This is a genomic window from Frondihabitans sp. GW821-FHT04F02, from assembly GCF_059420045.1.
Map to the genome: position 1 here is coordinate 465,311 of NZ_JBWKSZ010000001.1, position 23,353 is coordinate 488,663.

Annotated in this window: 17 protein-coding genes and 1 pseudogene; 15 read left to right on the plus strand and 3 right to left on the minus strand. The window is 70.6% G+C overall.

Annotated features, from left to right (window positions below):
• The first annotated feature begins 83 nt into the window (after nucleotides 1-83).
• The 9 genes from AC07TY_RS02225 (at nucleotide 84) to cydC (ending at nucleotide 10,126) form a co-directional block, all read left to right on the plus strand.
• Entirely contained in the window at nucleotides 84-722 is a 639-nt protein-coding gene (locus AC07TY_RS02225) for a TetR/AcrR family transcriptional regulator (RefSeq protein WP_488626397.1), read from the plus strand.
• 152 nt (nucleotides 723-874) lie between these two features.
• Nucleotides 875-1,720: an ABC transporter ATP-binding protein gene (locus AC07TY_RS02230; RefSeq protein ID WP_494784214.1), complete on the plus strand. Its 846-nt coding sequence runs from the start codon at nucleotides 875-877 to the stop codon at nucleotides 1,718-1,720.
• The gene (locus AC07TY_RS02235) at nucleotides 1,717-2,397 is read left to right on the plus strand and encodes an ABC transporter permease (RefSeq protein WP_123504767.1); all 681 of its coding nucleotides are present in this window, start codon (nucleotides 1,717-1,719) and stop codon (nucleotides 2,395-2,397) included. The genes AC07TY_RS02230 and AC07TY_RS02235 overlap by 4 nt, the downstream gene beginning before the upstream one ends.
• A complete protein-coding gene (locus tag AC07TY_RS02240; protein ID WP_494784215.1) occupies nucleotides 2,334-3,140 on the plus strand; it encodes an ABC transporter permease in 807 nt (268 codons plus the stop codon). The genes AC07TY_RS02235 and AC07TY_RS02240 overlap by 64 nt, the downstream gene beginning before the upstream one ends.
• The gene (locus AC07TY_RS02245; RefSeq protein ID WP_123504766.1) at nucleotides 3,140-4,066 is read left to right on the plus strand and encodes an ABC transporter substrate-binding protein; all 927 of its coding nucleotides are present in this window, start codon (nucleotides 3,140-3,142) and stop codon (nucleotides 4,064-4,066) included. The genes AC07TY_RS02240 and AC07TY_RS02245 overlap by 1 nt, the downstream gene beginning before the upstream one ends.
• Before the next feature lie 254 nt (nucleotides 4,067-4,320).
• Entirely contained in the window at nucleotides 4,321-5,733 is a 1,413-nt protein-coding gene (locus AC07TY_RS02250) for a cytochrome ubiquinol oxidase subunit I (RefSeq protein WP_494784216.1), read from the plus strand.
• A 17-nt stretch (nucleotides 5,734-5,750) separates the two neighbouring features.
• Nucleotides 5,751-6,755, plus strand: a complete 1,005-nt coding sequence (gene cydB / locus AC07TY_RS02255; RefSeq protein WP_488626393.1) for a cytochrome d ubiquinol oxidase subunit II — start codon at nucleotides 5,751-5,753, stop codon at nucleotides 6,753-6,755.
• Nucleotides 6,756-6,776: 21 nt separating this feature from the next.
• Nucleotides 6,777-8,453 carry a thiol reductant ABC exporter subunit CydD gene (cydD, locus tag AC07TY_RS02260; RefSeq protein WP_494784217.1) on the plus strand — a complete coding sequence of 559 codons (1,677 nt, stop codon included), beginning with the start codon at nucleotides 6,777-6,779 and terminating at the stop codon, nucleotides 8,451-8,453.
• A complete protein-coding gene (gene cydC, locus AC07TY_RS02265; protein WP_494784218.1) occupies nucleotides 8,450-10,126 on the plus strand; it encodes a thiol reductant ABC exporter subunit CydC in 1,677 nt (558 codons plus the stop codon). Before cydD ends, cydC begins: the two co-directional genes overlap by 4 nt.
• Nucleotides 10,127-10,247: 121 nt before the next feature.
• On the opposite strand, the gene AC07TY_RS02270 is transcribed toward cydC, so the two are convergent.
• Both AC07TY_RS02270 and AC07TY_RS02275 read right to left on the minus strand, forming a co-directional pair.
• The gene (locus tag AC07TY_RS02270) at nucleotides 10,248-12,602 is read right to left on the minus strand and encodes an ATP-binding cassette domain-containing protein (protein ID WP_494784219.1); all 2,355 of its coding nucleotides are present in this window, start codon (nucleotides 12,600-12,602) and stop codon (nucleotides 10,248-10,250) included.
• A 31-nt stretch (nucleotides 12,603-12,633) separates the two neighbouring features.
• Nucleotides 12,634-13,362 carry an aminotransferase class IV gene (locus AC07TY_RS02275; protein WP_494784220.1) on the minus strand — a complete coding sequence of 243 codons (729 nt, stop codon included), beginning with the start codon at nucleotides 13,360-13,362 and terminating at the stop codon, nucleotides 12,634-12,636.
• A 12-nt stretch (nucleotides 13,363-13,374) separates the two neighbouring features.
• On the opposite strand from AC07TY_RS02275, the gene AC07TY_RS02280 reads away from it, so the two are divergent.
• From AC07TY_RS02280 to holA, 5 genes and pseudogenes are all read left to right on the plus strand, one after another.
• The gene (locus tag AC07TY_RS02280) at nucleotides 13,375-14,760 is read left to right on the plus strand and encodes an anthranilate synthase component I family protein (protein WP_494784221.1); all 1,386 of its coding nucleotides are present in this window, start codon (nucleotides 13,375-13,377) and stop codon (nucleotides 14,758-14,760) included.
• A 74-nt stretch (nucleotides 14,761-14,834) separates the two neighbouring features.
• Nucleotides 14,835-17,447 carry a leucine--tRNA ligase gene (gene leuS / locus AC07TY_RS02285; protein ID WP_370454039.1) on the plus strand — a complete coding sequence of 871 codons (2,613 nt, stop codon included), beginning with the start codon at nucleotides 14,835-14,837 and terminating at the stop codon, nucleotides 17,445-17,447.
• 100 nt (nucleotides 17,448-17,547) lie between these two features.
• Nucleotides 17,548-18,201 carry a helix-hairpin-helix domain-containing protein gene (locus tag AC07TY_RS02290; RefSeq protein ID WP_488626386.1) on the plus strand — a complete coding sequence of 218 codons (654 nt, stop codon included), beginning with the start codon at nucleotides 17,548-17,550 and terminating at the stop codon, nucleotides 18,199-18,201.
• A gap of 152 nt (nucleotides 18,202-18,353) precedes the next feature.
• Nucleotides 18,354-19,943, plus strand: a pseudogene (locus AC07TY_RS02295) (ComEC/Rec2 family competence protein); the annotation flags it as partial.
• Nucleotides 19,944-20,523: 580 nt separating this feature from the next.
• On the plus strand, nucleotides 20,524-21,552 hold the full coding sequence (gene holA / locus AC07TY_RS02300) for a DNA polymerase III subunit delta (RefSeq protein ID WP_494784222.1): 1,029 nt from the start codon (nucleotides 20,524-20,526) through the stop codon (nucleotides 21,550-21,552).
• Nucleotides 21,553-21,742: 190 nt separating this feature from the next.
• On the opposite strand, the gene rpsT is transcribed toward holA, so the two are convergent.
• Nucleotides 21,743-22,003 (minus strand): 30S ribosomal protein S20, encoded by a 261-nt coding sequence (rpsT, locus tag AC07TY_RS02305; protein ID WP_488626384.1) that lies wholly within the window; start codon nucleotides 22,001-22,003, stop codon nucleotides 21,743-21,745.
• A gap of 202 nt (nucleotides 22,004-22,205) precedes the next feature.
• On the opposite strand from rpsT, the gene AC07TY_RS02310 reads away from it, so the two are divergent.
• Nucleotides 22,206-23,348: a pyridoxal phosphate-dependent aminotransferase gene (locus tag AC07TY_RS02310; protein WP_494784223.1), complete on the plus strand. Its 1,143-nt coding sequence runs from the start codon at nucleotides 22,206-22,208 to the stop codon at nucleotides 23,346-23,348.
• Nucleotides 23,349-23,353: the final 5 nt, after the last annotated feature.

Genomic DNA, 23,353 nt, shown 5'->3' on the forward strand with positions numbered 1-23,353 from the left:
TCAAGCGCATGCGTCGGACATCGAGCGACAGCAGCGGCCTCGCCGGTCGCACGAGACGCGCCGCTCATACTGAAGGAGACCCATTGCTCGTCACCGAGACCAATGAAGCACTGCCCGGGGGATCATCACTGCTCAGGAACGAGCCGGTCCAGGCGCGGAGCTCGGCTCGGCTGACAGGCCTCCTCGATGCGGCGGCGGCGATCATCGACGAGATCGGCTTCGAGCGCCTCACGACGGCCATGGTGGCCGAGCGCGCCGGCGCCTCCATCGGCACCGTCTACCGCTACTTCCCCGACCGCATCGCCGTCGTCGAGGCCCTCGCGGCCCGCTGCGTCGGGCGTCTCATGGAGCGCATCGACGGGGTCATCGTCGAGAGCGGGTCGCAGGAGTGGCACGACGCCGTCGACTTCGCCATCGACGCGCAGGTCGACATGTACCGCACCGAGCCCGGCTTCCGCGCTATCCGCTTCGGCGATGCCGAGGTCGCCGACACCACGTCCGACGAGACCGAGGGGCGTCGCCCCTTCGCCGAGCAGATGTCGGCGCTCCTCGCCGTCCGCTACCCGGTCGAGCGATCGGCCGACCTCGACTTCGCTCTCGACGTCGCGATCGAGATGGGCAGCGCGATCCTGGCCCGTGCGTTCCAGGCCTCGCCGGAGGGCGATTCGCGGTTCATCGAGGAATGCCGTTCCGTGGTCACGGGTTACCTCGCCGGGGCCTGAATGACGCCGTGGGTCGAATCATTACGACTCCGTGACAGTAAACGACAGCCGTGTAACGCCTATCGATGATCTGTGGTTCAGTTGACGCCCTGGCAAGTGTCGATTCGTGTTGCCCACGAGGAATGAGCCACCGCAATGATTGAACGACAGCGATGATCGAGTTCCGCTCGGTCACCAAGCAGTATCCCGACGGAACCCGAGCCGTCGAAGATTTCAGCCTCGTGATCCCGTCACGGAAGACCACCGTCTTCGTCGGGTCCAGCGGCTGCGGCAAGACCACCATCCTCCGGATGATCAACCGCATGGTCGACCCGTCGTCCGGCAGCATCCAGATCGACGGCAAAGACATCGGCGGGCTCGAGCCCGTCGGCCTGCGTCGCAGCATCGGCTACGTCATGCAGAACTCCGGGCTCCTTCCGCACCGCAAGGTCGTCGACAACATCGCGACCGTACCGCTCCTCAAAGGCGTCAAGAAGCGGGAGGCCCGCCTGCAGGCCCTTGAGCTGATGGACACCGTCGGCCTCGACCGCGCCTTCGCCGACCGCTACCCGAGTCAGCTCTCGGGCGGTCAGCAGCAGCGTGTGGGCGTCGCCCGCGGTCTCGCCGTCGACCCGAACATCCTGCTGATGGACGAGCCGTTCGGAGCCGTCGACCCGCTCGTGCGCTCCGACCTCCAAGAGGAGCTGATCCGCCTTCAGCGCGACCTCGACAAGACCGTCGTCTTCGTCACGCACGACATCGACGAGGCCTTCTACCTCGGCGACCAGGTCGTGATCCTGAAGAAGGGCGGCCACATCGCGCAGGTCGGCTCGCCCGCCGAGATCCTCGCCGACCCCGCCGACGACTTCGTCGCCAACTTCATCGGGGCGAACCGCGGCAAGCGCGCGCTGCACATCGAGGAGACCGCCACCGGCTCCATCCTCGTCGACGACGACGGTCGGCCCGCCGGAACGCTCACCGGGTCGGTCCCGGCAGCCGGCGGTCGGGCCCAGCCGTGAACTGGGTCGTCCAGAACGCCTCGTACGTGGGCGACTCGGCACTGGCCCACCTGCAGCTCAGCATCCCGCCGATCATCCTCTCGTTCGTGCTGAGCGTTCCGCTCGGCTGGGTCGCCAACCGGTACCGGCCCGTGCGCGGCGTCCTCCTCACGGTCGCCGGCCTGCTGTACGCGATCCCGTCGCTGCCGCTCCTGATCGTGCTGCCGCTGTTCATCGGGACGGGCCTCCGGAGTCCCGTGAACGTGATCGTCGTCCTCACGCTCTACGGCATGGCCCTGATGGTCCGGTCGACGGCCGACGCTCTCGAAGCGGTCGAGCCGGATGTCCGCCAGTCGGCCACCGCCGTCGGGTTCAGCCCCTGGGGTCGCTTCTGGTCGGTCGACTTCCCCCTGGCCGGTCCGGTCCTGCTCGCCGGCATGCGCGTCGTCGTCGTGAGCACGGTCAGCCTCGTGACCGTCGGAGGCGTGCTCGGCGTCAACGGGCTCGGCCTGCTCTTCACCGACGGACTGCAGCGCGCGATCATCCCCGAGATCGTGACGGGCATCGTCCTCGTCGTCGTCATGGCCCTCATCCTCGACGCGCTCCTCGTGCTGCTCGGGCGCGCGCTCATGCCGTGGACCAGGGCGACGGCGACACCCAGCCGACGAGCCGCGCGAAGGGTCCTGGCAACCGCATGAACTACTTCGGCTCGGCTTTCGCCTTCATCCTCAACCCGGTCAACTGGAGCGCGTCGGCGGCGAACCCGATCGGGTCGCGCCTGGGCGAGCACCTCTGGTACACCCTCCTCGCGCTCGTAATCTCGGCTGCGATCGCGCTCCCCATCGGCCTGCTCATCGGCCACACGGGCCGCGGTCGCCAGGCGGCGGTCCTGATCTCGGGTGGAGCCAGGGCGCTGCCCACGCTGGGTGTGATCACACTGCTGGCCGTCTTGATCGGCATCGGCCTCCGCGCGCCGCTCATCGCGTTCGTGATCCTGGCGATCCCGTCGATCCTGGCGGGTGCCTACTCGGGCCTCGAGGCGGTCGACCGGAAGACCATCGACGCGGCCCGCGCCATGGGCATGACCGAGTGGCAGATCCTCCGCCAGGTGGAGGTGCCCCTCGGGCTGCCGCTGATCATCGGAGGACTCCGGTCGGCGACGCTTCAGATCGTCGCCACGGCTACCCTCGCCTACTACGTCGGCGCCGAGGGGCTCGGAAGCTTCATCTTCCTCGGCCTCGGCACCAACGACTACCCGACCACCCTCGTCGGCGCCATCCTCGTCGTCGCCTTGGCGGTCGTCCTGGAGATCGTCTACTCGATCATCCAGCGCCTCGTCGTGCCCGCGGGTGTCCGCGCGATACGACCTCAGAACGACCGGTCGGGAGCAACCCGCTCCCGCTCGGTAGTGGGTTCTCCACTCCAGGAAGGAAACAAGTGATGTTCACAGCGAAGAGAGGCCGACTCGCCCTGGTGGGCGCAGTCGCGATCGGGGCTATGGTCGCCCTGGCAGGGTGCTCGTCCGGCGATCCGCTCAAGTCGGGATCGGATTCCAGCGCCTCGGGCGACACCATCGTGATCGGCTCGCAGCAGTACTACTCGAACGAGATCATCGCGGAGGCATACGCGCAGGCTCTCGAGAACGCCGGCTTCAAGGTCGACCGCCAGTTCAACATCGGCCAGCGCAGCGTATACCTGCCCGAGCTCGAGAAGGGGACCATCGACGTGATCCCCGACTACAGCGGCAGCCTGCTGCAGTACTACGACGCCAAGACGACCGCCAAGTCGGAGTCCGACATCGAGTCGGCTCTCCCCGACGCGCTTCCGTCGGGCCTGAAGACCCTCAAGGCCGCCGAGGCGACCGACCAGGACACCTACACCGTGACGAAGGACTTCTCGACGAAGAACGACATCACGAGCCTCGCCGACCTCAAGGACTACTCCGGCAAGCTCGTCGTCGGCGCCAACGCCGAGTTCCAGACCCGCCCCTACGGCATCACCGGCCTGAAGAGCGTCTACGGCGCGACCGCGACGCTGAAGGCCATCGCCGACTCGGGCGGAGCGAACACCGTCGCCGCGCTCAAGAACGGCCAGGTCCAGCTCGCCGACATCTACTCGGCCAGCCCGGCGATCAAGGCGAACGACTTCGTCAGCTTGGAAGACCCCGAGAACATGATCCTGCCCCAGCACGTCATCCCCGTGGTCGACTCCAAGGTCGACTCGAAGGCGGCCGGGATCATCGAGGACGTCAACGCGAAGCTCACGCAGTCCGCGCTGATCGATCTCAACACGACCAGTGTCGATGACAAGTCGTCGGCCGCTGTGATCGCCAAGAAGTTCCTCAGCGACACGGGCCTCGTCAAGTAGCCCAGCCCCGCGACACGAACGGCCTCCCCGACACCTGTCGGGGAGGCCGTTCTCGTTCGTGCGCCGTCGACGGCCCGGGTCGTGGTGTCTCGGCGTCGAGCAATACCGCCTGTGATCAGGTTCTTCGCAGGTACGACGGCCCGTTCTGCCGCGAACCGCGCCCTAGAGTCGAAGTGTCCTGGAAGTCCCGAAGGCGAGACCCACCACCCCTATCGGTCGAGGAAGCACGACATGCGCCACCGCGTGAGCACGACATGAACGAACTGCTCGATCCCCTCCTGCTGTCCCGCTGGCAGTTCGGTCTGACGACCGTCTACCACTTCCTGTTCGTCCCTCTGACGATCGGCATGGGCTTCACCGTCGCCGTGTTCCAGACGGCCTGGTACCGCACGGGGCGCGCCCACTACCTGCAGCTGACGAAGTTCTTCGGCAAGATCTTCCTGATCAACTTCGCGATGGGCGTCGTCACCGGCATCGTCCAGGAGTTCCAGTTCGGAATGAACTGGTCGGAGTACTCCCGCTTCGTCGGCGACGTCTTCGGCGCGCCTCTCGCCCTGGAGGGCCTGCTGGCCTTCTTCCTCGAGGCGACGTTCCTGGGTGTCTGGATCTTCGGCTGGGACCGCGTCTCCGCCCGCATCCACCTCATGGCGATCTGGGGCGCCACGATCGGCAGCATCCTCTCGGCCTACTTCATCATCTGCGCGAACTCGTTCATGCAGCACCCCGTCGGCTTCGAGATCAACAAGGCCAAGGGCCGCGCCGAGCTCACCGACATCTGGGCGGTGCTGACCAACAAGGTCGCGCTGGCCGCCTTCCCGCACACGCTGTTCGCCTGCTTCATGGTGTCGGCCGCGGTCATCGTGTCCGTCGCCGCGTACCACCTGCACCGCAACCAGAACCTCGACACCATGCGTCCGGCCCTCCGCTTCGGCATGTGGATGATGATCGCCTCCGGTGCTCTCACCATCCTCTCGGGCGACCAGCTCGGCCTCGCCATGGTCGAGACCCAGCCGATGAAGATGGCTTCGGCCGAGGCGCTCTACAAGACGTCGACGGGCTTCGACGCCTCCTTCTCGATCTTCACGCTCGGCACCCCCGACGGCGTGCACGAGCTCTTCAGCATCCGGGTGCCGTACCTCCTGTCGTTCCTGTCGACCCACACCTTCGACGGCACGGTCGAGGGCATCAACAACCTCCAGGCTCAGTACACCGCGGCCTACGGCCCCGGCGACTACTCGCCGATCATCTGGGTCACGTACTGGTCCTTCCGCTGGATGATGGGCCTCGGCATGATCGCCATCCTCATCTCGGCGGTCGGCCTCTGGATCACCCGCAAGGGCCGCATGCCCGCGAACAAGTGGGTCTGGCGAGCCGCGACCTGGAGCTTCCCGCTCCCGCTCGCCGCGATGGTCATCGGCTGGGTCTTCACCGAGATGGGCCGGCAGCCCTGGCTGGTGTTCGGGCTGCTGAAGACCAGCGACGGCGTCTCACCGGGCACCACCGGTGTCGAGGTCCTGATCTCGCTGGTCGCCTTCACCGCCATCTACGCGACGCTCGCCGTCGTCGAGTTCCGGCTCATCCTCAGGGCGGCGCAGAAGGGCCCCGAAGCGCCCACGAAGGTCGACGAGACCACGGGCAGGCTCCTCCACGAGGCGACGGTGTACTAGAAAGTGACTGCGCGATCATGACTCTGCCCGACCTCTGGTTCCTCCTCATCGGCCTGTTCTTCACCGGCTACTTCGTGCTCGACGGCTTCGACTTCGGCGTCGGGATGTCGCTGCCGTTCCTCGGCCGCGACGACACCGACCGCCGCGTCCTCATCAACACCATCGGCCCGGTCTGGGATCTCAACGAGACCTGGGTCATCGTCGCCGGCGCCGCCATGTTCGCCGCGTTCCCGGAGTGGTACGCGACGGTGTTCAGCGGCTTCTACCTGATCATGCTGATGATCCTGCTGGCGCTGATCCTGCGCGGCGTCTCGTTCGAGTACCGCCACCAGCGGCCCGACCACAGGTGGAAGCGCAACTTCGACCGGATGATCTTCGTCGGGTCGGTCGTCCCGGCGTTCCTCTGGGGCGTGGTGTTCGCCAACATCGTGCGCGGCATGGCCCTCGACAGCAACTTCGACTACATCGGCTCGCTCGGCGACCTCTTCAACTGGTACGCGATCGCCGGCGGCCTCGCCACCCTGCTGCTGTTCTTCCTGCACGGCACGTTCTTCATCGCGCTGAAGACCGACGGCGAGATCCGGCTCCGCGCTCGTCGGCTCGCGGTCCGCGTCGGCGTCGCCACGGTCGTCGTCGGCGGCGGGTTCCTGGTCGCCACGGTCGTCGCGTTCGGCACGCCGGTCTCGACGGCCCTCGCCGCGGTCGCGGTCGTCGCTCTGGTCGTCGCGTTCACCGCCAACCTCCGTGGTCGCGAGGGTGTCGCGTTCGGCTTCATGGCGCTGACCATCACCGCCGTCGTGGCCAGCCTGTTCGCGACGCTGTTCCCGAACGTCCTCGTCGCGACGAACGATCCGGCCAACACGATGACCATCGAGAACGCGGCGAGCGGCACGTACACGCTCCAGCTGATGAGCTGGATCTCGTTGATCTTCGTGCCGCTGATCCTGCTCTACCAGGGGTTCACCTACTGGATGTTCCGCAAGCGGGTCACCCGGGCGGTCGTCACCGCCTCGGCGCACTGATCTCGTGAAGGCACCGTCATCGTGAAGCCCCTCGATCCGAGGCTCCTCCGCTACGCCCGGAGCGTGCGCGGCTTCCTCGGCCTGGGCGCCGTCCTCGGCGTGGTCCAGACCATCGCGACCGTGGCGTTCGCGTTCTTCGTCTCGCGTGCCGTGGTGACCGTCGTCGACGGCCACGCCGACCGCCTTCCCGGCTATCTCGTCGGCATCGGCATCACCGTGGTCGTCCGGTCGGTGCTGATCTGGGGGCTGGAGTCGCTGGCGACGCGCACGGCCGTCCGGGTCAAGAGCGAGCTCCGAGGCCAGGTCGTCGACGCGGTCGTCCGGCGCGGTGGCGGCTGGGTGGCGAAGACGGGCTCGGCGCGACTCGCGACGCTGACAGGCCCCGGCCTCGACGCCCTCGACGACTACTTCGCGAAGTACGTCCCCCAGCTGATCCTCACGGCTCTGGCGACGCCGATCCTGGTCGTCGTGATGTTCTCGCAGGATCTCCTGTCGGGCATCATCGTCGTCGTCACCCTGCCGCTCATCCCCGTCTTCATGGTTCTCATCGGGTGGACCACCCGGTCGGCCCAGGCCCGTCAGTGGGATCGCCTGGCGAAGCTCGCGTCATCGTTCCTCGACGCCGTGAGCGGCCTCTCCACGCTCAAGGTCTTCGGACGCGAACGGCGTCAGGTGCGACGCATCGGCGACATCACCGGCGAGTACCGCCGCGAGACGATGAAGGTGCTGCAGGTGTCCTTCCTCTCGGGCTTCGCACTCGAGATGGCGGCGTCGCTGTCGGTCGCCATCGTCGCCGTCACGATCGGCATCCGGCTGGTCGAAGGATCGATGCTGCTGCCCCTCGGCCTCTTCCTCCTGCTGCTCACGCCCGAGGCCTACCTGCCGCTGCGCCAGGTCGGCGCCCACTTCCATGCGGCGGCGGACGGCGTGGCGGCGGCCGAGGAGGTCTTCGCGGTGCTGGAGGAGCCCGACGGCGGGCGGGCAGTTCCTGCGCCCCCGGCGTCTTCGGCCGTGCCGTCGGCAGGTTTCGCCGTCGGCGCCGTCGGTCTCGAGGTCCGCGGGCTCTCGGTGGCCTACGAGGGGCGGAGCGTGTTCGACGGCGTCGACCTCGACGTGCCGATCGGCGAGATCACAGCGATCGCCGGCCCCAGCGGCGTGGGCAAGTCGAGCCTCGTCGCTGCTCTTCTCGGCACCGTCGCATTCGACGGCGCGGTGCGGTGGGCCGGTGCTGCGTCGGGTGCGCCCTCGCGCGCCGATGTCGCGTGGTCGGGCCAGAGGCCGGGCCTGATGAGGGGCACGGTGGCCTCGAACGTGGCGCTCGGCGCGGCTCTCGATCGTGACGCGGTGCGCGCCGCCCTCGACACCGCGGCGGGCTCCGACGTCGACCTCGACGCCGTGATCGACGCCGGCGGTGCGGGTCTCTCGGGCGGCCAGGCGCAGCGGGTGGCTCTCGCGCGGGCGATCTACCGGGTGCGTCAGCTCGGCGCCCGACTGCTCCTCGTCGACGAGCCGACGTCGGCCCTCGACTCCGAGACGGAGCTTCTCCTGGTCGCCGGCCTGAGGTCGGTCGCGGCGAGCGGCGTCGCCGTGCTGGTCGTCACGCACCGACCGGCGGTCGCCGCGGCCGCCGACCGGGTGCTCACGCTCACCCCCGCGGGACTGGTCGAGCAGGGACGGACCGCCGGAGTGAGAGCATGACCGACTCGATCATCCGGACCGCGCAGCCGCCGCTGTCGCGCAGCTGGCGCGGACTCGCGGCGGGGGCCCTCAGCGCGCTCAGCGGCGTCGCCCTCCTCGCCACCAGCGCTTACCTGATCACGCGCGCCGCCGAGCAGCCGCCGATCCTCTACCTGTCGATCGCCATCGTGTCGGTCCGGCTGTTCTCGCTCACCCGCGCGCTCTTCCGGTATCTGGAACGCCTCCTCAGCCACGACGCCGCCTTCCGTCAGCTCGCGACCGTGCGCACGACGCTCTACCGACGGCTCGTGCGGGTAGCTCCGGCCGGGCTCGGCCGCACGTCGCGCGGCGACCTGCTGAGCCGCGTCGTGTCGGACGTCGACGCCCTCCAGGATCTGCCGCTGCGCGTCGTGCAGCCCCTCGTCATCTCGGGCCTGTCGGCGCTGGCCGCGGTCGTCGTCGTGCTCGTCTTCTCGCCGGCGGCCGGGGTCGTGCTCCTCGCCGGACTCGTCATCGCGTTCGGCGTCGGCTGCCTCGTCGCCACCGTGCTCGCCCGCCGCAGCGAACGCGACCTCGCCGGGCTCCGAGGCGACCTCTCGGCCGCGATCCTCGACACGGTCCAGAACCTCGATGTGCTTGTCGCGTTCGACGCCGTCGATGCCCAGCTCCAGAGGATGACGGACCTCGACTCGCGGCTCCGGACCGTGGCGCTCACGCGGGCCTCCACCTCCGGCGTGGTGACCGCCCTCATCGCACTCGTCTCCGGAGCCACCGTGCTGGGCGCGATCGCCGCCGCCGCCCCGACCGTCGGGCACGGCCTGCTCGGCCCGGAGCTCGCCCTCGTCGCCCTCGTGCCGCTCGCCGTCTTCGAGGTCGTCGGCGCCGTGCCCGTCGCGGTGCTCGCCTGGCGCAAGGTCCGCGCCAGCGCCGCACGCGTCGACACGGCGGCGCCGGCCGAGGTGCCGGCCGGCGTGGTGCTCGACGACGACTCCGACGACGCCGCGGCTCCCGAGCCCCTCGGGCTGGGTGGGCCGGGAGCGGTCGCCCTGCGCCTCAGGGGGGTGGCAGCGACGTGGCCGGGGGCGGGAGTTCCTGCGCTCCGAGGTCTCGACCTCGAGGTCGCCGTGGGGGAGCGGATCGTCGTCGAGGGTCCCAGCGGCGCCGGCAAGTCGACCCTAGCCTCGGTGCTCGTGAGGTTCGTGGACTACTGCGGCTCGTATGAGATCGGCGGGGTCGATGCCCGGACGGTGCGGCCGGCCGACGCGCGCGCCACCGTCGGGCTCCTGGAGCAGACCCCGTACGTGTTCGACGAGAACGTGCGGCAGAATCTGCTGTTCGCGCGCGACACCTCGACCGACGCCGAGCTGGAGGCCGTGCTCGCCCGGGTCGGCCTCGGCGAGTGGCTCGAGTCGCGCGGCGGGCTCGACGCGCGTCCCGGCGAACGCGGCGCGCTCATCTCGGGCGGCCAGGCGCAGCGGCTCGCGCTGGCCCGGGCGCTGCTGCGCGGGTTCCCGGTGCTGGTTCTCGACGAGCCCGCCGCCGGGGTCGACCCCGACCTGGCGGACGCCCTGATCGCCGACCTGCTGCGGGCCGCCGAGGCCGACGGGACGACCGTCGTGCTCATCTCGCACGTGCCGGTTCCGTCAGCGTTGGTGACGCGGCGGCTGCGCCTCGTCGGCGGCCGATTCGCCTAGCCGGCTCCGTGTCGGCCCTCTCGGCTCGTCGCCGAGAGTGCGCACTGTGTCGATATCGGTGCCGCTGGCGACGAAGAGCGCACTCTCGACGTGGTCCGGACCGCGCGGCCGTGGCGGCGCGCTACGCCCCGACGTAGGTGGCGAGGTGCTGCCCCGTGAGCGTCGACCGGTCGGCGACGAGCTCGGCGGGCGTGCCCTCGAAGACGATGCGCCCTCCGTCGTGGCCGGCGCCCGGCCCGACGTCGATGATGCGGTCTGCGTGGGCCATCACGGCCTGGTGGTGCTCGATGACGATGACCGACCTGCCCGAGTCGACCAGGCGGTCGAGCAGCGCGAGCAGCTGCTGCACGTCAGCGAGGTGAAGGCCCGTGGTGGGCTCGTCGAGCACGAGCACGCTGCCCTTCTCGCCCATGTGCACCGCGAGCTTGAGGCGCTGCCGCTCTCCTCCCGAGAGCGTGGTCAGCGGCTGGCCGATGGTGAGGTAGCCGAGCCCGACGTCGGCGAGCCGGCGCAGGATCGCGTGGGCCGCCGGCGTCTTCGCCGCACCGGCGGCGAAGAACTCCTCGGCGTCCGCGACCGACATGGCCAGCACCTCGGAGATGTCGCGACCCCCGAGGGTGTAGTCGAGCACGGACGAGTCGAACCGTCTGCCCTCGCAGTCGTCGCAGACGGTCGAGACCGTCGCCATGATGCCCAGGTCGGTGTAGATCACGCCGGCGCCGCCGCAGGTCGGGCAGGCCCCTTCCGAGTTCGAGCTGAAGAGGGCCGGCTTGACGCCGTTGGCCTTGGCGAACGCCTTGCGGATCGGCTCGAGGAGCCCGGAGTAGGTCGCCGGGTTGCTGCGGCGGGATCCGCGGATGGGACTCTGGTCGACCGAGATGACGTCGTCGCCCACGGATACCGAGCCATGGATCAGCGAGCTCTTGCCCGAGCCCGCGACGCCCGTCACGACGGTCAGCACTCCGAGCGGCACGTCGACGTCGACGCCCTGGAGGTTGTGCGTGGTGGCTCCGCGCACCGCGATCGACCCCGTCGGCGTTCGGACCGTCGACTTGAGCGCCGCCCGGTCGTCGAGGTGCCGGCCGGTCACCGTGTCGGCGCCGCGCAGGCCGTCGACCGTGCCCTCGAAGCACACCGTGCCGCCGTTCGCGCCGGCACCCGGCCCGAGGTCGACGACATGGTCGGCGATCGCGATGGTCTCGGGCTTGTGCTCGACGACCAGTACCGTGTTGCCCTTGTCGCGCAGTCGCAGGAGGAGCTCGTTCATCCGCTGGATGTCGTGCGGATGCAGGCCGGTGGTCGGCTCGTCGAAGACGTAGGTGATGTCGGTGAGCGCCGAGCCGAGGTGGCGGACCATCTTCACGCGCTGGGCCTCGCCGCCCGACAGCGTGCCGGTGGCGCGGTCGAGCGAGAGGTAGCCGAGTCCGATCTCGACGAACGAGTGCAGCACCTGCCGCAGCGACTGGAGCAGCGGGGCGACCGACGGCTCGTCCAGCGCGTGGACCCACTCGGCGAGGTCGCTGATCTGCATCGAGCAGGCGTCGGCGATGCTGATGCCGTCGATGAGCGACGAGCGCGCGGCCTCGTTCAGCCGGGTGCCACCGCAGTCGGGGCAGGAGGTGAAGGTCACGGCTCGGTCGACGAAGGCGCGGATGTGCGGCTGCATCGACTCGCGGTCCTTCGAGAGCATCGACCTCTGGAGCTTGGGCACCAGCCCCTCGTAGGTGAGGTTGATGCCGTTGATCTTGACCTTGGTCGGCTCGCGGTAGAGGAAGTCGTTCAGCTCGACCTCGGTGTAGTCGCGGATCGGCTTCGCGCCGTCGAGGAAGCCCGACTCGATGTAGACGCGCATCATCCAGCCGTCGCCGGTGTAGCCCGGCACTCGGACGGCGCCGTCGATCAGCGACTTCGAGTCGTCGTAGAGCTCGGTGAAGTCCATGTCGCTGACCGACCCCCGGCCCTCGCAGCGCGGGCACATGCCGCCGTTGCGCGAGAAGTTCGCCGGGATGTCCTTCGAGGCGCCGCCCTTCTGAACCGTGAGGGTGCCGGAGCCGCGCACCGACGACACGTTGAACGAGAAGGCGTTGGGGGAGCCCACTCGAGGCGAGCCGAGCCGGCTGAAGAGGATCCGCAGCATGGCGTTGGCGTCGGTCGCCGTGCCCACCGTCGACCTCGGGTCGGAGCCCATGCGCTGCTGGTCGACGATGATGACGGTGGTGAGCCCCTCGAGCACGTCAACCTCGGGACGGGCCAGCGTCGGCATGAACCCCTGGACGAACGCGCTGTAGGTCTCGTTGATCAGCCGCTGCGACTCAGCCGCGATGGTGCCGAACACGAGGGAGCTCTTGCCCGACCCCGAGACGCCCGTGAAGACGGTCAGCTGCCGCTTCGGGATGGCGACGCTGATGTCTTTCAGGTTGTGCTCGCGGGCTCCGCTGACGCGGATGGTCTCGAACGTGCGATCGGCATGAGGCATGCGCCCAATATATCGAGTACCGGCGACAAAGCTAGTGCGAGTGGACGGGCCGCCTGAGGGCGTCCAGCCGCGCCCGCCACAGCCGCAGGCGCCCGGGCTGCTCGGCGACCGTCGGCCCGCCTACCCACGAGGTGGCGATCCGGGGCCCGTGCAGCGATCCGAGGCTCCACACCTCGTGGTCGGCGAGGTCGTCCGGCTCGACGAGCTCCCGCAGCACGGTGACGCCAAAGGCCGTCGCGACGGTCACGAGCGAGTTCTCCGTCACCCCGGGCAGCCGCTCGAGCGTGTCGTCGACCACGCAGAGCGCATCGCCCCGCCACCACGCGATCGACGAGTAGCCGCCCTCGACGACGAGTCCCTCGGGCGAGACGATCACGGCCTCGTCGGCTCCGGCCCGCACGGCCTCCTGGCGCAGGGCGTCGAGGCGCGCGAGGTCCGGTCCTTTGATCAGGGGAGTCGTCCGCGGGTCGACACGCGCGGTGTGCAGCGCCACGGAGGTCGTCCGGACGGGCGCCCGTCGCAGCGACATGTCGAAGGTCCCTGAGGTGTCGAGGGTGATCCGCGGAAACCAGGACCCGGTCGCAGGAACTCCCCGCACCGCCCGATCCCAGAACGGTCCCGCCGCATCGGCGAGGTCGGGCGCCTGCGCCCGCACCGAGTCGACGAACCGCGACCGGTGCACCCCGGCCGCCAGCGCCAGCCCGCCGTCGACGAGGAGGGAGTCCGCCACGAGCAGCGAGGTGGGGGGTGCGTCGTTCATAGAATCAACCCTATGCGGCAGCCTCCGACCCGAACCCCGCTCGCCGGGTGGGTGACGCCCGAGGCGGTCGTCCGCGCGTTCGGGGCGGAGGGCGACGTCGTCTGGATCGACGCCGGCGCGGCCGCGGACGCCGAGGGCGCGGCTCCGTCACCCGGTCATCCGGCGCGCTCGCTGGTCGGCTGGGGGCGCCGACGCCTCGACGCCCGCGCCGCGGTGCCCGGCGACGTCGAGGCGGCCCTGGCCCGCGCCGACGCCTCCCTCCGCGACGACGATCCCGACGCCGACCCGCTCGGCTGGTGGGGCGTCGTCGGCTACGGCGTCTCGGCCGAGCTGCTCGCGCCCGGCGACGCGACCTGGGCCGAGGCCCTCGGCGACCCGGTGCGGCCCGACCTGCTCCTGCTGGAGGTGGACCGCGCGCTCGTGTTCGACCACGGCACGGGCCTCGTCGAGCTGGTGGAGCGGGGCGCTGAGCCGGAGCTCGGCGAGGCTCTGCGGAACTGGTGGCCCGGGCGGGAGCCGCGGCAGAAGGCCGTTCCTGCGCCCGGAGCGACAGCAGCGTGGGCCGACGACGACGCCCGCTACCTCGACCTGATCGCCGGCTGCCTGGCCGCGATCGACCGCGGCGACGCCTTCGTCATCTGCCTGACGACGAGCGCCTCCGTCGTGACCGGCGAGAGCGACCTCGACCTCTACGCGCGGCTGCGGCGGTCGTCTCCGGCGCCGAGGGCGTCGTTCATCAGGCTCGGCGAGACGGCCGTGCTGGGGGCGAGTCCCGAGGAGTTCCTGCGCATCGATGCCGAGGGCCGGGTCTCGACGTCGCCGATCAAGGGCACTCGCGAGCGCTCGGCCGATTCGCGACTCGACGAGGCCCGGGCGCAGGAACTCGCGTCGAACCGCAAGGAGCGCGCCGAGAACCTCATGATCGTCGACCTCATGCGCAACGACCTCTCGCGGGTGTCGCGGCCCGAGCACGTCGCCGTGTCGTCGCTGTTCGCCGTCGAGGGCTTCGAGCACGTGCACCAGCTCGTCAGCACGGTCACGGCCGTGGTGCGGCCCGAGCTCACCGGCATCGACGTGCTGCGGGCGACGTTCCCGCCGGGGTCGATGACCGGGGCGCCGAAGCACAGCGTGGTGCGGATCCTGGCGGAGCTGGAGGCCGGGCCCCGCGGACTCTACTCGGGGGTCGCGGGGCGGTTCGGATTCGACGGCACGGTCGACCTGGCCGTCGTGATCCGGTCGATCGTGCTCGACCTCCCCACCGGCGAGGCCGGCGTCGGCGTCGGCGGCGGGATCACGAACGAGTCCGACCCGGCCGACGAGCTGGCCGAGGTCGCGATCAAGGCCCGCGCCCTGCTGACCGCCCTCGGCGCCTCCGGCGTGCCGGACTCGCTAATCTAGATCCTTGGGTCCGCGGCGTCGCCAGTGCGATGCGCTCCTGGGCCCGCACCCCCAGACGTGAATTGAGAACCTCCGTGGCACACGAGCACGAGCAGAACCTGACGACCGACGCCGCCGGCGATGACGGCGAGTCGACCGTCGTCGACCCGAACGCCTACGACTTCGCCGCCCTGCAGACGAAGTGGCAGGCCGTCTGGGAGGAGCGCCAGCCGTTCACGATCGACGACCCGACCGACAAGCGCCCGCGCAAGTACATCATGGACATGTTCTCGTACCCGTCGGGCGACCTGCACATGGGTCACGCCGAGGCGTTCGCGTTCGGCGACATCGTGGCCCGCTACTGGTGGCAGCAGGGCTTCCAGGTGCTGCACCCCGTGGGCTGGGACAGCTTCGGGCTGCCCGCCGAGAACGCCGCGATCAAGCGCGGCACCGACCCTCGCGAGTGGACGTACGCGAACATCGACCAGCAGCGCGCCGCCATGAAGGCGTACGGCGTGTCGGTCGACTGGACCCGCGAGATCCACACCTCCGACCCCGAGTACTACAAGTGGAACCAGTGGCTGTTCCTCAAGATGTACGAGAAGGGCCTGGCCTACCGGAAAGACAGCTGGGTCAACTGGGACCCTGTGGACCAGACCGTCCTCGCCAACGAGCAGGTGCTCGCCGACGGCACGTCCGACCGCTCGGGCGCCGTCGTGGTGAAGAAGAAGCTCACGCAGTGGTACTTCAAGATCACCGACTACGCCGACCGCCTGCTCGACGACCTGAACCAGCTCGAGGGCCGCTGGCCGTCGAAGGTGCTGGCGATGCAGCGCAACTGGATCGGCCGCTCGACGGGTGCCGACGTCGACTTCGCCGTCGAGGGCCGCGCCGAGAAGATCACGGTCTTCACGACGCGCCCCGACACCCTGCACGGCGTCACCTTCATGGTCGTCGCGCCGGAGTCCGACCTGGCGGCGGAGCTCGTCGCCGGCGCGGACGACGCCGCGATCGCCGAGACGTTCCAGGCATTCCTGACCGAGGTGCAGAAGAGCACCGAGATCGAGCGCCAGACCGCCGACCGCCCGAAGCAGGGCGTCTTCCTCGGCCGCTACGCCAAGAACCCGCTGACCGGCGAGCGGATCCCGGTGTGGGCCGCCGACTACGTCCTGCCCGACTACGGCCACGGCGCCGTCATGGCCGTGCCGGCGCACGACCAGCGCGACCTCGACTTCGCCCTGAAGTACGACCTGCCCGTGCGCGTCGTCGTCGACGTGAACGCGCCCGTGACCGGTGTGATCCCCGCGCTCGAGCTGGACGAGAACGGCCAGGCGATCCTGCCCGACGATCTGGAGCCGACCGACCCCGCCGAGACGGGCACCGCCCTGACCGGCGAGGGCCGCCTGCTGAACTCGGGCGTCTTCACCGGGCTGAGCAAGTCGAACGGCATCAAGCGCATCATCGAGGCGCTGGAGACCGCCGGCGACGGCCGCGCCGCCAAGACGTACCGCCTCCGGGACTGGCTCATCTCGCGCCAGCGCTTCTGGGGCACCCCGATCCCGATCATCCACGGCGCCGACGGCGTCGAGATCCCTGTTCCGCTCGACCAGCTCCCCGTCGAGCTGCCGTCGACCGAGGGCCTCGACCTCAAGCCCAAGGGCCAGTCGCCGCTGGGCGCCGCCACCGAGTGGGTCACCGTCGAGGACCCTCGCGACGGCAGTCCGGCCCTCCGCGACCCCGACACGATGGACACCTTCGTCGACTCGTCGTGGTATTACCTGCGCTACCTCAACCCGAACGACGACACCATGGCCTTCGACCCGAAGGAGGCCGACAAGTGGGCGCCCGTCGACCAGTACGTCGGCGGTGTCGAGCATGCGATCCTGCACCTGCTGTACGCGCGCTTCATCACCAAGGTGCTGTTCGACCTCGGCTACGTGGGCTTCACCGAGCCCTTCAGCGCGCTGCTGAACCAGGGCATGGTGCTCTCGGGCGGCTCGAAGATGTCGAAGTCAAAGGGCGGCGTCAACCTGAGCGACGAGCTCGCCGAGCACGGCGTCGACGCGATCCGGCTCACCATGGCGTTCGCCGGCCCGCCCGAAGACGACATCAACTGGGAAGACGTGTCGCCCGCCGGCGCCGCCAAGTTCCTGGCGCGGGCCTTCCGCCTGGCGAACGACGTCGCCTCGACGCCCGACGCCGTGTGGGCCGAGGGCGACCAGAACCTCCGCCGCTCGACGCACCGCTTCCTGTCGGAGGCCCCGAGCCTGGTCGAGGCGTTCAAGTTCAACGTCGTCGTCGCGCGCCTCATGGAGCTCGTCAACACGATCCGCAAGGCCGTCGACTCCGGCGCGGGCCCCGCCGACCCGGCCGTGCGAGAGGCCACCGAGACCGTGGCTCTCGCTCTGTCGCTGTTCTCGCCGCACACCGCGGCCGAGATGTGGGAGCGCCTCGGCTACGACTCCGACGTCGCGACCTTCGGCTGGCGCAAGGCCGACCCGACGCTGCTCGTCGAGACCAGCGTCACCGCGGTGATCCAGGTCAACGGCAAGGTGCGCGACCGTCTCGAGGTCTCGCCGAAGATCGGCGCCGACGAGCTGGAGGCCTTGGCTCGCGAGTCGGCGGCCGTGAGGCGCGCCGTCGGCGACAAAGAGATCGTCAACGTGATCGTGCGGGCGCCGCGCGTGGTGAACATCGCCGTGAAGTAACGCTGTCGTCCTGTTCTCCACAGGGCCTCGGAGCCGCCGATCTCTGCACAGATCGGCGGCTCCGTCGTCTCCGGGGCCGCCGCTTTCCTAGCGTGGCCGCATGAGCAGTTCAGAGGGGCGCACGCCGGACTTCCGCGAGCCGGGGTCGGCGCCGCGGTGGCGGGTGGCCGTGGGCGCGGCGGTCGTGGCGGCGGTGGTCCTGGTCGGGATCGTGGTGGCGGTGTCGGCCATCACGGCGGGGCGGCAGGCGGTAGCCGATGTTCCTGCGCCCGTGTCGTCGTTCACGACGCCGGCCCCGGCGCTCTCGACACCTTCGCCGGGGCGGGTGTTCGTGCACATCCTGGGGCGGGTCGAGCGGCCCGGACTGTACGAGGTGGCGTCCGGGTCGCGGGCGGTCGACGTGGTGGCCCAGGCCGGCGGGTTTCGCGACGATGCCGACCAGACAGCGCTGAACCTCGCTCGCACGGTCGCCGACGGGGAGCAGATCGTGGTGCCGAAGGTGGGGGAGTCGGCTTCGCCGGTGCCGCCAGCCGGCACGTCGTCGTCGTCGGCGCCTTCGGGCATGGTCGACCTCAACACCGCCGACGCCGCGACCCTCGAGACGCTGTCGGGCGTCGGGCCGGCGACGAGCGCCGCGATTCTGGCGTGGCGCGACGAGCACGGGCGGTTCGCCGCCGTCGAAGACCTTCTCGACGTGCCGGGGATCGGCGAGAAGAAGCTCGAGGCGCTGCGGGAGAGCGTGGTGGCGGGGTGATCGACGTGCGGCTGGCGGCGCCGGCGGCGGCGGGGTGGGGTGCGCTGGTGCTCGCGCTGCCCCACCCTGCCGCGCTGCCGATGATTGCGGGAGTCGCCGCGGTCGGGTCGTGCGGGCTGCTCCTCGGTCGGCGGCTCGGGCTCGTGGCCGTGATGCTCGGCGTCGTCGCAGCCCTCGCCGGGTCGGCGTGGATTCGCCTGCCGTCGCCGGAGTCCCTGCCGAGCACCTCGACGGCCGTCGTCGGCGAGGTCGTCCGCCTGCCCGATCCGCGTACCGGCACGCTCACCCTGTCGATCAGCAGGGTCGGGGCGCAGGAACCCGCCCACCCCCTCCGCACCCTCGTCCTCGGCGCGGAGCCGGGCGCCGCCTGGCCCACCGCCGGCGACACCGTCGCCGTGACCGGCCGGCTCTCCGAGTTCACCCCCGGCGATCCCCATGCGCTGGCGTTGCGGCCGTCCTCGCCGGTCGAGGTGGTGAGGCCTGCATCGGGGCTCGGCGGGTGGGCCGCCGACCTACGCGACGGCTTCGCGCGCACCACCGCCGGTCTCCCGGGCGACGGCGGCGACCTGCTCCCGGGGCTGACGCTCGGCGACACGGCACGCGTCTCGGCCGACCTCGACCAGGCGATGAAACGGTCGTCTCTGGCCCACCTCACGGCGGTGTCGGGTGCGAACTGTGCCGTCGTCGTCGCCGTCACGCTGATGCTGGCGGCCGCGCTCGGGGTGCCGCGGCTCGTTCGCTACGGGGCAGCCGCCGTGGTGCTCGGCGGATTCGTGGTGCTGGTGACTCCCGAGCCGAGCGTCCAGCGCGCCGCCGTCATGGCTCTGGCGGGGCTCGCCCTGACTGCGTGGGGACGACCCGTGCGCGGGCTCCCTCTGGTGTCGCTCGCCATCGTCGTGCTCCTGCTGAGCGACCCGTGGCTCGCGCGATCGTTCGGGTTCGCCCTGTCGGTGCTGGCGACCGCGGGGCTCGTGGTGCTGACGGGGCCGCTCAGCCTCGTCCTGGCCCGGGTCGTGCCGTCGCCGATCGCAGTCGCTCTCGCCGTGCCGATCGCGGCGCAGCTGGCCTGCCAGCCGCTGCTGCTCCTGCTCGACCCCGGCGTGCCGCTCGTCGGCATCCCCGCCAACGTCCTCGCCGAACCGGCGGCACCCGTCGCGACGGTCCTCGGCCTGGTCGCGTGCCTGCTCGGCTCCGTCTGGCCCGCCGCCGCGGTCGCCGTGTCTCACGCCGCGTGGCTCCCCTCGACCTGGATCGCCGCGGTGGCCCGGTTCGCGGCAGGCGTCCCCGGGGCGCGGCTCGAGTGGGGCGCGGGCGCTCTCGCCGTCGGGGTCGCCGCACTCGTCGTGCTGCTGGCCGCCGCTTCGGTGCTCGCGCCGTCGCACCGCCGCGCCCGCCGTGTCGCGACCTCGGCCCTGCTCGCGCTCCTCGTGCCCCTGGCCGCGACCACCGCCGGCGGCACGCTCGGCCGCCGCGCGACCCTCCCCGCCGACTGGCTGATCGCGCAGTGCGACGTGGGCCAGGGCGACGCCGTGCTCCTCCGCTCGGCGGGCAGGGTGGCGCTCGTCGACACCGGCGATGATGCGGCTTTGCTGGCCACCTGCCTGCAGTCCTTCGGCATCGGCCGGATCGACCTCCTCGTGCTCACCCACTTCGACGCCGACCACGTCGGCGCGTCCGGGTCGCTGGCCGGGCGGGTGGAGACCGTGCTCGTGGGGCCGGGCGGTGGCGACGTCGTTCCTGCGCTCAGGGCTCGGGCTGTGGTCGCCGCGACGCCGGGTGCGTCGATGCGGCTGGGCGACGCGCAGCTCACCGTGCTGTGGCCGCCTGATGGGACGACGCCGGGCAACGAGGCGAGCGTCGTGCTCTCGGTCTCGTGCGCCTCGGTCTGCGCGCCGGCGCAGCTGACCGCGGTTCTGCTGGGCGACCTCGGCGAACGCGAGCAGGCGCGCCTGCGCGGACGCACCGACTTCGGCCCGGTCGACGTCGTCAAGGTGTCGCACCACGGGTCGCGCGACCAGAGCCCTTCTCTGTACCAGGAACTACGGCCCCGCATCGCCCTGGTCGGCGTCGGGGCCGACAACACCTACGGCCACCCCGTCGCGCAGACCGTCGACCTGCTGCAGTCGGTCGGCGCCGCCGTCGTCCGCAGCGACGAGGACGGCACCGTCGCCCTCGCCCGCGACTCCGACGGCGGCATCGCCGTCTGGCGCGCAGGAGCACGCGTGACGGCCGGTGCACCTAGGCTTGACCCCGGCCTCGCCGAACCGGTCGCGGCCCCGGGCCGCTCGACACGGCCCGGCACGGACCGCCCGGAGGAGAGACATGGCAGCGCGAACCGCGGGCAAGGCGACGAAGGCCGTCCAGATCGCCCAGGTCGGATGGGACGCCATTCGTCCGGCGCCCGTGATCCTGGTCTCGGGGCCCGAGCAGTTCCTCGCCGACCGGTCCGTCCGGCAGCTGCGCGACCAGCTCGTCGCCGAAGACCCTCGGCTCGAGGTCCACGATCTCTCGGCCGACCAGTACGGCCCCGGTGAGCTGATCACCCTGGCGAGCCCGTCGCTGTTCGCCGAGCCGCGCCTCATCCGAGTCGCCAACGTCGAGAAGTGCACCGACGCATTCCTGCAGGAGGCGCTCTCGTACCTGGAGGCGCCGGCCGACGACACCTACCTCGTGCTCCGCCACGGTGGGGGAGTCCGCGGCAAGAAGCTGCTCGACGCGCTCCGCGGCGGCCTCGGCGGCGGCATCGAGGTCATCTGCGCCGAGCTCAAGAAAGACACCGAGAAGCTCGACTTCGCCGCCGCCGAGTTCGCCGCCGAGGGGCGGCGCGTATCGGCCGGAGCCCTTCGTGCGCTGGTGCAGGCGTTCCAGGACGACCTCTCGGAGCTCGCCTCCGCGTGCCAGCAGCTCCTTGCCGACGGGGCCGCCGAGATCACCGAGGTGACCGTCGAGAAGTACTACTCGGGTCGCGTCGAGACCAACGCGTTCAAGGTCGCCGACACCGCGATCGCCGGGCGGCAGGGTGAGGCCCTGATCCTGCTGCGGCATGCGCTGGCCTCGGGGCAGGACCCCGTGCCGATCGTCGCCGCCTTCGCGTCCAAGCTCCGGACCATGGCCAAGGTCAGCGGCGGCGGGCGCTCCAGCCAGGGCGAGCTGGCGTCGCGGTTCGGGCTGGCGCCCTGGCAGGTGCAGCGCGCGCAGCGCGACCTCGGCGGGTGGTCCGACGAGGGGCTCGGCCGCGCCATCGACCTCATCGCCACCACCGACGCCGCCGTCAAGGGCGCCGAGCGCGACGCCGTGTACGCCCTCGAGCGCATGGTCAGCGTCGTCAGCCGTCGAGGCGCTACGAGCTAGAGGCGGGGCCTGGCAGCTCGGGCCCGCCGAATCGGCACACGCCCGCCGTCGCGACGGCGGGGCTGAGCCGTTCTGGCGGGGCCGAGCCGCAGCAGAGCGCGCCCGAGCCGGTCCGGGGCCGACGCCCCCGCACGGCGAAGGCCCCGCCTCCCGAATCGGGAGGCGGGGCCTTCGTACAGCGGCGCGGGACCTAGAGGGCCGCGACCTGCTTGGCGATCGCCGACTTGCGGTTGGCGGCCTGGTTCTGGTGGATGACACCCTTGCTGACGGCCTTGTCGAGCTTCTTCGTCGCGACGACGAGAGCGGCGGTCGCAGCGGCCTTATCGCCGGCGGTGATGGCGGCGTGCGTCGAGCGGATGACGGTCTTCAGCTCGCTCTTGACGGCCTTGTTGCGGTCCTGGGCCTTCTTGTTGGTGCCGATGCGCTTGATCTGCGACTTGATGTTTGCCACTGTGGTGAACCTTCTGTCTGGATTGATAAGAGTGTGTACGCAGCCGATCAGGACCATAGAGGGTGGACCTGGTCGCCTAGGCGAACTGACTGCGAATCGCCGCGCAGCGGGGAAGCGGCGGCGGAAGCCAAGAATCAACACTACCAGGGCGTCTGCCGAGCGGCAATCAAGCGGGCCGAGCGTGTCGTAGTAACGTCTCGGCATGCCTTCCCTCGCCCCGCACATCCTGTCCGTGCCCGGCTCCGGTATCCGACGGGTGTTCGAGATCGCGATGAAGCTCGACGACGTCGCGATGCTGGTCGTCGGCGAGCCCGACGTGCCGGTCGCCCGCCACATCATCGACGCCGCCCGGCGCGCCTGGGCCGAGGACCGCACGAGCTACACGCCCAACGGCGGCATCGCGCCGCTCCGGGCCGCCCTGGTGGCCAAGCTGGCGCGCGAGAACGACGTGCACGTGGCCGAGGAGCAGGTCTGGGTGACCGTCGGGGCGACTCAGGCCCTGCACCAGGCGATGGGCCTGCTGCTCGGGCCGGGCGACGAGGTGCTCGTTCCTGATCCCGGCTACACGACCTTCACCATGAACGCGCACATGCTCGACGCGCACGCGGTGCCGTACGCGCTCTCGGCCGAGCACGGTTTCGAGCCGGACGTCGACGCCCTGGAGCCCCTGGTCACCGACCGGACGCGCGCCATCATCGTCAACTCGCCCTCGAACCCCCTCGGCACGGTGTTCGGCGAGGCTCTGCTGCGCCGGATCCTCGACTTCGCCCGCCGCCACGACCTCTGGGTGATCAGCGACGAGGTGTACGAGTACTTCACCTACGGCACGGCGCACGTGAGCCTCGCGGCGCTCGACGACGACGACCGGGTGTTCAGCGTCTTCTCCCTGAGCAAGACCTACGCGATGACCGGCGTGCGTGTGGGCTACCTCGTCACGCCCCGAGGGCTCTCCGAGACGATGAGAACGGTGCAGGAGGCGCAGATCAGCTGCGTCGCCGAGCCCGACCAGTGGGCGGCCCTCGCCGCCGTCACCGGCGACAACCAGCCCGTCGCCGATGCGCGCGAGCACTACCGGGAGAACCTCGAGGCGACTCGGGAGATCCTGCGCCAGCGGGGTCTGGCCTTCCTCGACCCGGCCGGCGCCTTCTACCTCTGGGTCGACGTCTCGCACGCCTCCCGGGGCGACGTCGCTCAATGGGCGGAGGACTTCCTGATCGCCGAGCGCGTCGCCATCGCCCCCGGCAGCGCCTTCGGCCGATCGGGCGAGGGCTGGATCAGGATCAGCCTCGCGGCACCCCTCGACGTGCTCGAGCGCGGCCTGCGCGCCCTGCCTGTCCCCGCCTGACGGAA

Bases quoted from the DNA above. Each gene is read 5' to 3' on its own strand.
- AC07TY_RS02230 (WP_494784214.1), top strand. From the start codon at position 875: ATGATCGAGTTCCGCTCGGTCACCAAGCAGTATCCCGACGGAACCCGA.
- AC07TY_RS02245 (WP_123504766.1), top strand. From the start codon at position 3,140: ATGTTCACAGCGAAGAGAGGCCGACTCGCCCTGGTGGGCGCAGTCGCG.
- AC07TY_RS02250 (WP_494784216.1), top strand. From the start codon at position 4,321: ATGAACGAACTGCTCGATCCCCTCCTGCTGTCCCGCTGGCAGTTCGGT.
- cydB (WP_488626393.1), top strand. From the start codon at position 5,751: ATGACTCTGCCCGACCTCTGGTTCCTCCTCATCGGCCTGTTCTTCACC.
- cydC (WP_494784218.1), top strand. From the start codon at position 8,450: ATGACCGACTCGATCATCCGGACCGCGCAGCCGCCGCTGTCGCGCAGC.
- AC07TY_RS02270 (WP_494784219.1), bottom strand. From the start codon at position 12,602: ATGCCTCATGCCGATCGCACGTTCGAGACCATCCGCGTCAGCGGAGCC.
- AC07TY_RS02275 (WP_494784220.1), bottom strand. From the start codon at position 13,362: ATGAACGACGCACCCCCCACCTCGCTGCTCGTGGCGGACTCCCTCCTC.
- AC07TY_RS02280 (WP_494784221.1), top strand. From the start codon at position 13,375: ATGCGGCAGCCTCCGACCCGAACCCCGCTCGCCGGGTGGGTGACGCCC.
- AC07TY_RS02290 (WP_488626386.1), top strand. From the start codon at position 17,548: ATGAGCAGTTCAGAGGGGCGCACGCCGGACTTCCGCGAGCCGGGGTCG.
- holA (WP_494784222.1), top strand. From the start codon at position 20,524: ATGGCAGCGCGAACCGCGGGCAAGGCGACGAAGGCCGTCCAGATCGCC.
- AC07TY_RS02310 (WP_494784223.1), top strand. From the start codon at position 22,206: ATGCCTTCCCTCGCCCCGCACATCCTGTCCGTGCCCGGCTCCGGTATC.